The 13,725-nt window shown below is 61.4% G+C and carries 9 protein-coding genes; 5 read left to right on the top strand and 4 right to left on the bottom strand.

Features of this window, described 5'->3' with window-relative positions; genetic code table 11:
* Positions 1-46: 46 nt before the first annotated feature.
* Entirely contained in the window at positions 47-916 is an 870-nt protein-coding gene (locus ABWL43_RS28965) for a Tim44 domain-containing protein (RefSeq protein WP_242201229.1), read from the bottom strand.
* Between the two features lie 225 nt (positions 917-1,141).
* On the bottom strand, positions 1,142-3,325 hold the full coding sequence (uvrD, locus tag ABWL43_RS28960) for a DNA helicase II (protein WP_242201227.1): 2,184 nt from the start codon (positions 3,323-3,325) through the stop codon (positions 1,142-1,144).
* Positions 3,326-3,604: 279 nt separating this feature from the next.
* Between uvrD and ABWL43_RS28955 the strand changes: the two genes are divergently transcribed.
* The 3 genes from ABWL43_RS28955 (at position 3,605) to ABWL43_RS28945 (ending at position 7,923) form a co-directional block, all read left to right on the top strand.
* Positions 3,605-6,478, top strand: coding sequence for a GGDEF domain-containing phosphodiesterase (locus tag ABWL43_RS28955; RefSeq protein WP_242201224.1), 2,874 nt, complete (start codon positions 3,605-3,607; stop codon positions 6,476-6,478).
* Positions 6,479-6,640: 162 nt separating this feature from the next.
* The gene (gene hexR / locus ABWL43_RS28950; RefSeq protein ID WP_010168370.1) at positions 6,641-7,507 is read left to right on the top strand and encodes a transcriptional regulator HexR; all 867 of its coding nucleotides are present in this window, start codon (positions 6,641-6,643) and stop codon (positions 7,505-7,507) included.
* Between the two features lie 221 nt (positions 7,508-7,728).
* Complete coding sequence (locus ABWL43_RS28945) at positions 7,729-7,923, top strand: PA3496 family putative envelope integrity protein (RefSeq protein WP_145158291.1); 195 nt, start codon at positions 7,729-7,731, stop codon at positions 7,921-7,923.
* Here the strand turns inward: ABWL43_RS28945 and ABWL43_RS28940 are convergent.
* Entirely contained in the window at positions 7,853-8,827 is a 975-nt protein-coding gene (locus ABWL43_RS28940; protein ID WP_145158288.1) for a LysR family transcriptional regulator, read from the bottom strand. The genes ABWL43_RS28945 and ABWL43_RS28940 overlap by 71 nt on opposite strands.
* Positions 8,828-9,022: 195 nt before the next feature.
* Here ABWL43_RS28940 and ABWL43_RS28935 point away from each other — a divergent pair, with 195 nt between their 5' ends.
* Together ABWL43_RS28935 and oadA are read left to right on the top strand one after the other, a co-directional pair.
* Positions 9,023-10,438, top strand: a complete 1,416-nt coding sequence (locus tag ABWL43_RS28935) for an acetyl-CoA carboxylase biotin carboxylase subunit (RefSeq protein WP_003213442.1) — start codon at positions 9,023-9,025, stop codon at positions 10,436-10,438.
* 11 nt (positions 10,439-10,449) lie between these two features.
* A complete protein-coding gene (gene oadA / locus ABWL43_RS28930) occupies positions 10,450-12,258 on the top strand; it encodes a sodium-extruding oxaloacetate decarboxylase subunit alpha (protein ID WP_404486034.1) in 1,809 nt (602 codons plus the stop codon).
* Positions 12,259-12,337: 79 nt separating this feature from the next.
* On the opposite strand, the gene ABWL43_RS28925 is transcribed toward oadA, so the two are convergent.
* Entirely contained in the window at positions 12,338-13,651 is a 1,314-nt protein-coding gene (locus ABWL43_RS28925; protein ID WP_404486032.1) for an autotransporter domain-containing protein, read from the bottom strand.
* Positions 13,652-13,725 lie beyond the last annotated feature (74 nt).

Below are 13,725 nucleotides of genomic sequence, written 5' to 3'. Positions count from 1 at the left end.
GAACATGTCCGGGGTTTTTATTGCCAAGTGCTCAAGCGTGCGGTTATCAGCCGTTCTGGCGGATACCGGCGACCAGCCAAGGCTGGTTGTCGCCCTGGGCGCGTTCCATGTTCCAGCTTTCGCTGAACACTTCGCCCTGGTCGAAACGCGAGGTCTTCGACACGCCGCTGAAGGTCAGGGTGGCGATGGTCTTGTCGGCGCGATCATCCACACCTTCCAGTTGTACGCGCAGATCGTCGATGTAGGTCGACTGGAAACCGTCGCCCAGGTCGGCACGTTCGCGCTTGAGGAACTCCAGCAGTTGCGGGGTCACGAACTCGGAGATCTTGTCCATTTCGTTGGCGTCCCAGTGCTGTTGCAGGGACTGGAAGTGGCTGCGGGCCGCTTCGACGAAACGCTCTTCGTTGAACCAGGCCGGTGCATTGATTACCGGACGGGCGGCAGCAGGTGCACCCGAACCACCAAAGATCGAACCCATGGCTGGTTTTTGCTCGAATACTTCACGCTGCATCGGCGCGCCGGCTGGAGCCATGTGCTCCTGCTGCTTGCGGCGACGGGCGGCGATGAAGCGGAAGATCAGGAAGGCGATGACCGCCATGATCAGGATGTCGAAGATCTGCATGCCCTGGAAGCCGCCGCCCATGAACATGGACGCAAGCAGGCCACCGGCGGCGATACCGGCCAGAGGGCCTAACCAGCGCGAAGCACCGCCGGCCTTGGCAGCCGCGCCAGCGGCACCGGCTGCACCTGCAGTTGCCGCAGCACCGCCGGCACCGGCGGAAGGAGCCATTTGGCTGGTCTGGTGAGTCGGTGCCGAGCCCATGCTTTTGCCGCCACCGAAGCGCTTGGCGTTGGCGTCGAGGCTCATCGTCAGGCCGATGCACAACGCCATGGCGATGCTAAGAAAACGTTTCATAAAGGGAATTCCCATTTGTGGATTGCACGCGCGCCATGTTGCACAGGTGTCGTGACAGTGGCTAGCGGCATAATGTTTCGGGCTTTTACGTAAGACCAATTCCGAAGGGTCTGTAGGACTAGTTACAGATATTGGCCCGAGCGGGCGAAAAACAAGGGAGGGGCACGATTCTTCACATTGCAGGCGCCCGGCTAGCCGGGCGCCTGACAGTGAGCATGCAGTGTCTCAGATCGCTTCGAGCTTGGCGTAACCCATCATCAGCCACTTGCTGCCTTCGGCGAAATTCACCTGCACCCGCGCCTGGGCACCCGCGCCTTCGAAGTTGAGGATCACGCCTTCGCCGAACACCGAATGCCTGACCTGCTGACCAAGGCTGAACTGGGTTTCCGGAATCTCGGAGCCGGCAAACAGGGTGCTGGAATTTTGCTGCTGGCCGCCGCCGAACGGGCGGCTGACGCTGTTGGACAGGCGCACTTCCTGGATCAGTCCCTTCGGCACTTCACGTACGAAGCGCGACACCTTGTTGTAGGTCTCGCTGCCGTACAGGCGTCGGGTTTCGGCGTAGGTCATCACCAGGTTCTGCATGGCACGGGTGATACCCACGTAAGCCAGGCGGCGTTCTTCCTCAAGGCGGCCGGGCTCTTCCAGGCTCATCTTGTGCGGGAACAGGCCTTCTTCCATGCCCACCAGGAACACATACGGGAATTCCAGTCCCTTGGCGCTGTGCAAGGTCATCAGCTGGATGCTGTCTTCATGCTCATCGGCCTGGGTATCACCGGCTTCCAGCGACGCATGCCCGAGGAAGGCAGCAAGCGGCGTCAGCTCTTCATCGTCATCGGTGTTTTCGAACGCGCGGGCGGCGCTGACCAGTTCTTCAAGGTTTTCTACCCGCGCCTGGCCCTTCTCGCCTTTTTCCGCTTCGTGATAGGCGATCAGGCCCGATTGCTCAATCACGGTCTGGGTCATCAAATGCAGCGGCATTTCCGCGCATTTGGCGGCCAGGTTCTCGATCAGCTCAACGAACACACCCAAGGCACCGGCAGCGCGGCCGGTCAGGCCTTTATTGGCGATCAGCAAGCGCATGGCTTCCCACATCGACACATCGGCGTGGCGCGCGTGGTCGCGGATGGCCTCGACGGTTTTCTCACCGATGCCACGCGCCGGAACATTGATCACCCGCTCCAGCGCCGCATCGTTGCCACGGCCTTCCAGCAAGCGCAGGTACGCCATGGCGTTCTTGATTTCCGCACGCTCGAAGAAGCGTTGGCCGCCATAGATGCGGTACGGAATACGTTCGCGCAGCAGGGCTTCTTCCAATACCCGCGATTGGGCGTTGGAGCGGTACAAGATGGCGATATCGTTACGCGCCAGCCCGGTTTTCAGCGCGCTTTCGATGGTTTCCACCACATAACGCGCTTCATCGTGCTCGTTGAACGCGGCGTACAGGTTGATCGCTTCGCCTTCGCCGCCGTCGGTCCACAGCTCTTTGCCCATGCGCCCGGTGTTATTGGCGATCAGTGCGTTGGCAGCCTTGAGGATGCCGGCGGTGGAGCGGTAATTCTGCTCCAGACGGATAGTGATCGCGTCCGGGAAGTCGTCGGAGTACTGGTAGATGTTCTCGATTTTCGCGCCACGCCAGCCGTAGATCGACTGGTCGTCATCGCCCACCACCATCAGGCTGTCGCCACCTTTGGCCAGCAAGCGCAACCAGGCGTACTGCACGGCGTTGGTGTCCTGGAACTCGTCCACCAGGATATGCCGGAAGCGCTTCTGGTAATGCGCCAGCAAGCCAGGGTTGTCGCGCCACAGGTCGAGGGCGCGCAGCAGCAGCTCGGAGAAGTCGATCACGCCGGCACGCACGCAGGCGGCCTCGTAGGCTTCATAAATGCTGCGCATGGTGGCCAGGAACAAATCGCCACTGGCCTGGATATGTTGCGGGCGCAGGCCTTCGTCTTTCTGGCCGTTGATAAACCATTGCGCCTGACGCGCGGGCCAGCGCTGTTCGTCCAGGCCCAGCTCGCGGATCACGCGCTTGACCAGGCGCTGCTGGTCATCGCTGTCGAGGATCTGGAAGGTCTGGCTCAGCCCCGCTTCCTGCCAATGCGCCCGCAACAAGCGGTGCGCCAGGCCGTGGAAGGTGCCCACCCACATGCCGGCCGGGCTGATACCCATCAACTGCTCGATGCGGTGGCGCATCTCGGCAGCCGCCTTGTTGGTGAAGGTCACCGACAGGATGGAATGCGGGGACGCGTTTTCAACCTGGATCAACCAGGCGATACGGTGCACCAGCACTCGGGTTTTACCGGAGCCAGCACCGGCCAGGACCAACTGACGGCCAACGGGGGCTGCTACGGCCTGACGTTGGGCATCGTTGAGGGAGTTCAGCAAAAGGGAGAGATCATCGCGCATCGGCGCATTCTAGGGTGCCCGGGGGAGTGGGGCAAATCCCAATGCCGGGTGGTCACTCGAAAACGTCGGGCGTGTTTGGAGCCGGACAAACATTCTGGCGGGGCTGATGACCGGTCGGTCATAGGCCACAGCCCGCGCAGCACCTCGCTCAAGCTGTCTGGCTCCGAGTTTTGCGGCGGATTATCGCGCGGTTTTTATGACTTGGAGCAGTTTGGCCCAAGCGTTTGCTTGTGTATGCTCCGTGCACGTTTCGGGCTCACCATTATAAGAACACTGCCTATGACTCTCAGTCCTGACCTGTTCGGCCCCTCGGCGGCGCCTGCGCAGATCATTCGTAAACGTTACGCAACCGAGATGGCGGTCGAACGAACTCGCCTGCTGTACCAGGGCTCATTGCTGCCGACTTTATTGATGTTGGTGAACGGCCTGGTCTGCGCCTGGTTGCTGTGGAACCCCAAGCAATATCTGTTGGACAGCGTGTGGCTGGTTTGGCTGCTCGCCCTGGTGGCCCTGCGCGTTATCCAGGTGGCCGCGTTTGATTCGGCCATGCCCAGCCGCCAGGCCCAACCGATCTGGCGGCGCATGTTCATGCTCGGCTCGGCGGTCAGTGGCCTGACGTTAGCCACCGCCGCGATTGCGCTGGTGCCCGCGGACAGCTTCATGCAGCAGGCCTGGGTGTTCGGCCTGATCGGCGCCGCGACGCTGTCGGCCAGCGTCGCCTACGCGGTGAGCCTGCCCGCGTTCCTGTCCTTTGCCGTGCCGTGTCTGGTGCCGGCCATCCTCTATCTGTTTTGGAACGGCACGGCGCAGCAGCAAGGTTGGGGCGTGCTTGGCCTGATCCTGCTGGGCTCTTTGAGCCTGGTGGCGTGGCAGGTCAACCGCCTGATCCAGCGTGGCCTGCTGCGACGCTTTCAGAACCAGGCGCTGATCGAGCATTTACAGCAGGCGCAGCAGCGCAGCGAGCAGTTGAATCAGGAGCTGGTGCGCGAAGTCGAGCAGCGCCGCCAGGTCGAACAGGACCTGCGCGAGGCCCAGATCGGTCTGCAAGACCGCGTGGCGCAACGCAACCAGGAACTGGACGCCGCCAGCCTGGCCCTGAACAAAAGTGAAGCGCGCCTGGCCATGGCGCTGCAGGCCAGCGAACTGGGGCTGTGGGACTGGAACCTGCAAACCGACGAAGTCCACCACACTCAGCTCAAAGAGTTGTTCGGCCTGGAACCTGAATACGTCACGGCAATGCTCAGCCACCTCAAGCCGCGGCTGCACCCCGACGACTTGCCGCTGCTCAAGCGCGCACTGGTGGAGCATCTCAAAGGCCGTACCGAGGACTATCAGGTTGAATACCGCGTGCGCCACGGCGACGGTCACTGGGTCTGGATCGAAGACCGCGGTCGCGCCGTGGAGCGTTCGCCCAGTGGGCGGGTAACGCGCATGCTCGGCACCCGCCGCGACATCAGCGCCGGCAAGGCCCTGGAAGAACAGCAGCGGCTGGCCTCGACCGTGTTCGAGGCGGCCAGCGAAGGCATCGTGATTCTTGACCCGAACTATGCGCTGATCGCCGTCAACCAGGCTTTCAGCCGTGTCACCGGCTTTGAAATCGACGACATGCTCGGCCGCAACGTCGTGGAACTGCCCAGCAGCCGCGACGCCCGTCGTCACTTTCCGGTGATTCGCCAGGCCCTGCTCAGCCACGGTACCTGGCAGGGCGAGCTGGTCGAAACACGCAAGAATGGCGAACTGTACCCCCAATGGCTGCAACTGAACGTGGTGCGCGATGTTCGCGGAAATGTCAGCCATATTGTGGGCTTCTTCGCTGATCTGTCGGCGCGGCGTGAGTCTGAGGAGCGCATGCGCTACCTCACGCACTATGACGAGTTGACGGGCCTGGCCAACCGTTCGCTGTTCCGCGAGCGACTGCGCGAAGCCCATGCGCGTGTGCGTCAGGGCGGGCGTAGCCTGGCGTTGCTGCATATCAACCTGGACCGCTTCAAGTTGCTGAACGACAGCCTGGGCCATGAAGTCGCCGACCAGCTGTTACAGAAAATGGCGCGTCGTCTGATCAACGCGTTGCCCGAGGCTGACACCATTGCGCGTCTGTCCGGCGATGAGTTCGCCGTGCTGTTCGACGCCTACGGCAACCTGTCGAGCCTGGCGCGAGTGGCCACGCGGCTGCTGGCAAAGCTGCGGGTGCCGGTGACGGTAGACGGGCATGAGTTGGTGGTCAGCGCCTCAATGGGTGTCAGCTTGCTGCCGGACAATGCGCGGGAAATTTCCGCGTTGGTCAGTCAGTCGAACATGGCCATGCAACATGCCAAGCACCTGGGCGGCAATAACTTCCAGTTCTACACCGACAGCCTGCAAGCCAGCACGCTTGAGCGTTTGCAGCTGGAGAACCACTTGCGCAAGGCCATCGACGAACGCCAGCTCACGGTGTTCTATCAGCCGAAACTGTGCCTGGCCACGGGCAAGCTGAACGCCGCCGAGGCGCTGATTCGCTGGGAGCATCCGCAGTGGGGCATGGTGCCGCCGGGGGACTTTATTGGCCTGGCCGAAGAAACAGGCCTGATCGTGCCGCTGGGCGAATTTGTCTTGCGCCAAGCCTGTTGGCAGGCGTGTGAATGGCAGCGCCAGGGGTTGGCGCCGATTCGGGTGTCGGTGAACCTTTCCGTGCACCAGTTGCGCCAGGGCAAGTTGGTCAGCCTGGTGCGCCAGGTGCTCGAAGAAACCGGCCTTGACCCGCAATACCTCGAATTGGAGCTGACCGAGAGCCAGTTGCTCGACAGCGTCGAGCACATCATTGCCACCTTCCAGCAACTGCGCGACCTGGGCGTGAAGCTGGCCATTGACGACTTTGGCACCGGCTACTCGTCCCTCAGCTACCTCAAGCGTATTCCCGTGGATTACGTGAAGATCGATCAGACGTTTATTCGCGGCCTGGGCCAGGGCCGTGAGGACGCCGCGATTACGCGTGCAATCATCGCCATGGCCCATGGGCTGGCGCTCAAGGTGGTGGCCGAAGGCGTGGAAGATCAGCAGCAGCTGGATTTCCTGCGAGGGGAGCGCTGTGACGAGGTGCAGGGCTATCTGATCAGTCGGCCGGTGGAGGCCGAGGGGCTGGCAGATTTGTTACGCAAAAATGCAGACTTTCCTTAAAGACGGCCAGCCCGCCTGTGTGGCTACACGGCGGCTGCCCGCTGATTCAAAGGGCATCAGGGCGATTTAGTGATGCATCGGACGGGCAAAACGGCAATTCTTGTAGTATAACTACAAGCTTGCTACATCCCTGGCGCCTGCCAATAACAAGAGTCCTGCCCTTTGAACCTGTTGCAACATATCGCCCAGTCGCGCCACCTGTTACGCAAATCGGAACTCAAGGTTGCCGATCACGTGCTGCTTGACCCTGCGGCCGTGATGCACAGTTCCATGGCCGACCTGGCCCACAGCGTGGGCATCAGTGAGCCGACCATCGTGCGTTTTTGCCGCGCCATCGGTTGCTCCGGGTTTCAGGACTTGAAACTCAAGCTGGCCCAGAGCCTGGCGGCGGGTGCGAGCTTTGGGCAATTTGCGATTCACGAAGACGATTCCGTCGCCGACTACAGCCTGAAAATCTTCGACACCACCTTGCACACCCTGATGGAAGTGCGAGAAAAGCTCGACCCGGTGGAGTTGCAGAAGGCCGTGACCGCAATGTCCCAGGCCCAGCGCGTCGAATTTTACGGCTTCGGTGCGTCGGGCGCCGTTGCTGCAGACGCCCAGCACAAATTCTTCCGCCTGCTGCTCACTGCAGCGGCCTACAGCGATCCACACATGCAGGCGATGTCGGCGGTCACGCTGAAGCCGACGGATGTGGCGATCTGCATCTCCCAGTCCGGTCGCTCCAAAGACTTGCTGATCACCGCCAACCTGGTGCGTGAAAGCGGCGCGACGCTGATCACGCTGTGCCCAAGCCAGACGCCATTGGCAGAGCTGTCGACGGTCAACCTGGCGATCGACGTGCACGAAGACACCGAAATCTACACCCCGCTGACCTCGCGCATCGCCCACCTGGTGGTGATCGACGTGCTGGCGATGGGCGTGGCCATGGCGCGCGGCCCGAGCCTGGTCAACCACCTCAAGAGCGTGAAGCGCAGCTTGCGCAGCCTGCGTCTCTCGCCAAAATCGGTCAAAGCCCTCGACGACTGATTCAAGGTCGCACCCGGTCCAAATGTGGGAGCTGGCTTGCCTGCGATGGCGTCATCTCGGTTTAACTGAAAAACCGCGGTGCCTGCATCGCAGGCACGCCAGTTCCCACAGGGAATCTCCTTCAATTTCGGAATATTCATCGTCCTGTAACCCCCACGCCGCCAAACCGTCATCCGCCGCGCCCATCCTGACCTCCCCGTACTCGCATTGGGAGACTCAACATGGCCCGGCAATACGAAGACAGCAGCACCGTCAAAACCCGTCGTCAGCAAGAAGACCAGCGCCGCATGGCGTTTCGTCGCGCAATCGAAGACCGTTGCGAAGAGCGCCAATTGCTCCAGAGCATCACGGACTACCCTGAACTCCACTGGCAGGCACCCGCGGCTGCCCAGCGAAACGCTCAGCCAACGCGCTGATCTGCACCCGCTCGCTGCGGATAAAGCCCAGGAACGCATGGGCCACCGGTGACAGGCGCTTGGCCTTGGCCTGCACCAGGCACCAACTGCGGTACAGCGGCAGTTCTTCCACCGGCAGCTCCTTGAGCCCGCCGGTGGCCAGTTCCAGGTTGATCGCGTGGCGCGTCAGCAGCGCCACGCCCAACCCCGCGCTCACGCATTCACGCTGCGCCTCAGCCGAGGCCACTTCCACCGTTTGGGTGAAATGCACGCGCTTTTCCTTGAAGTACTCCTCGCAGGCCAGTCGCGTGCCGGAACCCGGCTCGCGCACCAGCAGCGTGTACGGTTCCAGGTCCTGCAGGCGCAGCGGGCCTTGAAGGCTCAAGGGGTGGTCGAGCGGCGCCACGGCGACAATCGGGTTGTTCAGGAACGGCAGAAATTCCAGGCCCATGTCCTGCGGCACCATGGACATGATCACCAAGTCATCACGGTTGTCTGAAAGCCTTCGAATCACTTGAGCGCGATTGACCACCGTCAGGTGCAACTGCACCTCGGGGTGCTGACGCTTGAAGGCGGCAAACAGGTGCGGCACGAAGTATTTGGCACTGGATTCGATCGCCAGCTTCAGCTGGCCCTGCAGCGAGCCCTGCATGTCCGACAGCTGCATATCGAGGTTTTCCAGGCGCCCGAAAATATCCCGGCTGGCGCGCTGCAAGGCTTCGGCGGCCTCGGTCATGTAGAGCTTTTTGCCGACGTAATCGAACAGCGGCTGGCCGATCAGCTCTTCCAGCTGACGAATTTGTAGGCTTACGGCCGGTTGTGTGAGGGACATTTCCTCGGCGGCACGGCTGTAGGAGCGCAAATCACAGACTTCGTTGAAAATCTGCAACTGACGTAATGTCATACGCATCAATGACTTACGCATTATTTGAATCCTCTAGCCCCAGGCTGTTCGGCCAACTATAAGTGTTTACTTATACACAACCCAATAATTATTGATTTTTGTTAATCCTCCGTTGCGCCTAGTGTGTGTCTCGCGACTGTCATGAAACATTTGGTCACGCGCCGACCCGGACTCAGCGGGTTGAAGACGCAGCAATCGGCTCAAGGGAATTTCCAAGTGATAAAAAAGATCCTGATCGCCAACCGTGGTGAGATTGCCGTACGAATCGTGCGTGCCTGCGCCGAGATGGGCATTCGCTCGGTCGCGGTGTACTCGGACGCCGACCGCCATGCGTTGCACGTCAAACGTGCCGACGAAGCCCACAGCATTGGTGCCGAGCCTCTGGCCGGCTACCTGAACCCGCGCAAGCTGGTGAACCTGGCCGTGGAAACCGGCTGTGATGCGCTGCACCCCGGCTACGGTTTCCTGTCGGAAAACGCCGAACTGGCAGACATCTGCGCCGAACGCGGGATCAAATTCATCGGCCCGTCGGCCGAAGTGATTCGCCGCATGGGCGACAAGACCGAAGCGCGCCGCAGCATGATCAAGGCCGGCGTACCGGTGACCCCCGGCACCGAAGGCAACGTTGCCGACATCGCCGAAGCCCTCACCGAAGGTGACCGCATTGGTTACCCGGTGATGCTCAAGGCCACCTCCGGTGGCGGCGGGCGTGGTATCCGTCGCTGCAACAGCCGCGAAGAACTCGAACAAGCCTTCCCTCGCGTAATTTCCGAAGCCACCAAGGCCTTCGGTTCGGCGGAAGTGTTCCTGGAAAAATGCATCGTCAATCCCAAGCACATCGAAGCGCAGATCCTCGGTGACAGCTTTGGCAACGTGGTGCACCTGTTCGAGCGTGATTGCTCGATCCAGCGTCGCAACCAGAAGCTCATCGAAATCGCTCCAAGCCCGCAGCTGACCCCGGAACAGCGCGCCTACATCGGCGACCTGTCGGTGCGCGCAGCCAAGGCCGTGGGTTACGAGAACGCCGGCACCGTAGAGTTCCTGCTCGCCGAGGGCGAGGTGTACTTCATGGAGATGAACACTCGGGTGCAGGTTGAACACACCATCACCGAGGAAATCACCGGCATCGACATCGTGCGTGAGCAGATCCGCATCGCCTCGGGCCTGCCGCTGTCGGTAAAACAGGAAGACATCCAGCACCGTGGTTTCGCGTTGCAGTTCCGCATCAACGCCGAAGACCCGAAAAACAACTTCCTGCCCAGCTTCGGCAAGATCACCCGTTACTACGCACCCGGCGGCCCCGGCGTGCGTACCGACACGGCGATCTACACCGGCTACACCATCCCGCCGTTCTACGATTCCATGTGCCTGAAGCTGGTGGTGTGGGCGTTGACCTGGGAAGAAGCCATGGACCGTGGCCTGCGTGCCCTGGACGACATGCGCCTGCAAGGCGTGAAGACCACCGCCGCCTATTACCAGGAAATCCTGCGCAACCCGGAATTCCGCAGCGGCCAGTTCAACACCAGTTTCGTGGAAAGCCACCCTGAGCTGACCAACTACTCGATCAAGCGCAAACCCGAAGAGCTGGCCCTGGCCATCGCCGCCGCCATCGCCGCCCACGCAGGCCTGTGAGGAATATTCCAATGACTAAAAAGATCTTCGTAACCGACACCATCCTGCGCGACGCCCACCAATCGTTGCTGGCGACCCGCATGCGCACCGACGACATGCTGCCGATCTGCGACAAGCTCGACAAAGTCGGCTACTGGTCGCTGGAAGTCTGGGGCGGCGCGACCTTCGACGCCTGTGTACGTTTCCTCAAAGAAGACCCGTGGGAGCGCCTGCGCAAACTGCGCGCCGCATTGCCCAACACGCGCCTGCAAATGCTGTTGCGCGGCCAGAACCTGCTGGGCTACCGCCACTACAGCGACGACGTGGTCAAAGCCTTCGTCGCCAAGGCGGCCGTGAATGGCATCGACGTGTTCCGCATCTTCGACGCCATGAACGACGTGCGTAACCTGCGCGTGGCCATCGAAGCGGTGAAAGCCGCCGGCAAGCATGCCCAAGGCACCATCGCCTACACCACCAGCCCGGTGCACACCATCGACGCGTTTGTGTCCCAGGCCAAGCAAATGGAGGCCATGGGCTGCGACTCGGTCGCCATCAAAGACATGGCCGGCCTGCTGACGCCGTACGCCACGGGCGAGCTGGTCAAGGCGCTCAAAGCCGAGCAGAGCCTGCCGATCTTTATCCACTCTCACGACACGGCGGGTTTGGCCGCGATGTGCCAACTCAAGGCCATCGAAAACGGTGCCGACCACATCGACACCGCCATCTCCAGCTTCGCCTGGGGCACCAGCCACCCAGGTACCGAGTCGATGGTTGCCGCCCTCAAAGGCAGCGAGTTCGACACCGGCCTCGACCTGGAGCTGCTGCAGGAAATCGGCCTGTATTTCTACGCCGTGCGTAAGAAATACCACCAGTTCGAAAGCGAATTCACGGCGGTCGACACCCGCGTACAAGTCAACCAGGTGCCGGGCGGGATGATTTCCAACCTGGCCAACCAATTGAAAGAGCAGGGCGCGCTGAACCGCATGAGCGAAGTGCTGGCCGAAATCCCGCGCGTGCGTGAAGACCTCGGTTTCCCGCCGCTGGTTACCCCGACCTCGCAGATCGTCGGCACCCAGGCGTTCTTCAACGTGCTGGCCGGCGAGCGCTACAAAACCATCACCAATGAAGTGAAGCTCTACCTGCAAGGCGGCTACGGCAAGGCGCCAGGCACCGTGAATGAAAAACTGCGCCGCCAGGCCATCGGCAGCGAAGAGGTGATCGACCACCGCCCGGCTGACCTGCTCAAGCCGGAAATGACCAAGCTGCGCGGCGAAATCGGCACGTTAGCCAAGTCCGAAGAAGACGTGCTGACCTACGCAATGTTCCCGGACATCGGGCGCAAGTTCCTTGAGGAGCGTGACGCCGGCACCTTGAGCCCGGAAGTGCTGTTGCCGATTCCTGAGGCCGGCGGCGTAGCGCGGGCCGGTGGCGAAGGCGTGCCGACCGAGTTCGTGATCGACGTGCACGGTGAAAGCTACCGCGTGGATATCACCGGGGTTGGCGTCAAGGCCGAAGGCAAGCGCCACTTCTACCTGTCCATCGACGGCATGCCCGAAGAAGTGGTGTTCGAACCGCTCAACGAGTTCGTCAGCAGCGGCGGCAGCAAGCGCAAGCACGCGACCGAGCCGGGCCATGTCAGCACGGCAATGCCGGGCAATATCGTCGACGTGCTGGTCAAGGAAGGCGACGTGGTCAAGGCTGGCCAGGCCGTACTGATTACCGAAGCCATGAAGATGGAAACCGAAGTGCAGGCCGCGATTGCCGGCAAAGTTTGCGCCGTTCATGTGGCCAAGGGCGACCGGGTCAACCCTGGCGAAATCCTGATTGAAATCGAAGGCTGAATAACAGCCTTCAAGACGACCGCTTAATCCTCGGGGGGGCAGGTGCCCCCCTTTTTTTTCGCCTGAAATAAAGCGTGGGTCAAAAGCCCATGGCCCATTGGCCCATCAACCCCTGATTGCGGCTGTTGCTGCCAACGTCAGCGGTGTAGGTCAGGCCCAACGTGTGTTGGGCCGACAGTGCAAGGTCGAGACCGGCGCGCAGGCCCAGACTGTTGCGATCCAGGGCGGTGCCTTTGAGGGTGAAGCCGCTGTCGAAATCATCGCGTTTATCCCATGCCGAAGATTGGCGAACCGTGCTGCTGACGTCGCCATAGAGGTGCTGCCAGCGTGTACTCAAGTGGGGCGTGAGGCTCATCTGATTGCCCAGGGCATACAGGCTCGACAGGCGCAGGCCGAAGGTGCTGCCCAGGTTCTGTTGGGTTTGTTCGCCGACGTTCAGGGCTGTCACGCCACCTTTTTCCGTGAAGCTGTCGCGGTGATAGCGCTGCCAACCGAGACCGGCAAAGGGTTCGATGCTGATTGCGGCACCGCCCAGCTGATAGCCCAACTCGACGAATGCGTTCTGGCTCTGAGCGCTGTACTTGCCCTTGAGTTGGTTGCGCAAGTTGAGGAAATCGACGTCGACGCTGCGTTTATTTCGCCCGTCGTGGTGGCTGTAAATCGCCCCCAGGCGCAGTGCCAGCGGGCCGTCCTGGCGCAGGGCATAGGCGCCCAGGTGCCAGCTTTGCAGTTCGGCCTTGAAACGTTTGGCGTTCAGGTTGCTGCCTGACTTGGCACCCATGACGCCGACGCGCCAGGCGGTGTCCATCGACCAGTCGGCGCCGACCATCAAGCCTTGTGTGCGTTGCTGCAAACCGGCGCTGCCGCGCTGGTCGTCGAGCTTGCCGCTGTTGCCCAGGCCGTTGAGCCACACCCTAGCGCCTTCGCGTGTCTGGCCGCTCAGCTCGCGGATCGCCGACAGCAGGTTGGCGTTCAGCTGTTTCAGGCTGTCTTGGGTGGCGGTGCCCAGGTTGGCATGCTGGCTGCCCGCCAATTGCTCAAGCACCGCGCCGACGTTGCCTTGCGCCAGGCTGCTCAGGTAACTGCCCAGGTGCTCAAGTGCATCCTGTTCCCGCTTGCCCAGCGCGCCAGACTCCAACAGTTGATCAATGGCGTAATCGAGCATGATCGCCGCCTGTTTACCGTTATGGGTGGTGGCATGCTCGACGAAGTAGAACTCATCGCCAGGCGCGGGATGCGCGCGGTCGTGCACGGCGGGCAGGTCGCCCAGAGGGATCTCGTTAAGCCAGTCGCTGTCGTGCTCCAGGTTCCTCTGCGCCTGTGCAAACGGAGCAGCAGTGACCACCAGCATGAGGGTAAGGGCTATAGCGAACTGTTTTTGTGCAAGTGACATGTAAATCCAGCCTCATGGAATAAGAGGCCGGGAATTTAGCGAGATGACGGGGCGATAACTGTCAGGCTACCGAC

The sequence above is a fragment of the Pseudomonas sp. HT11 genome, assembly GCF_044875395.1.
GTDB lineage: Bacteria > Pseudomonadota > Gammaproteobacteria > Pseudomonadales > Pseudomonadaceae > Aquipseudomonas.
The sequence above is the reverse complement of the archived record's forward strand: the minus strand, read 5'-3'. Positions and strand labels throughout refer to the sequence as shown.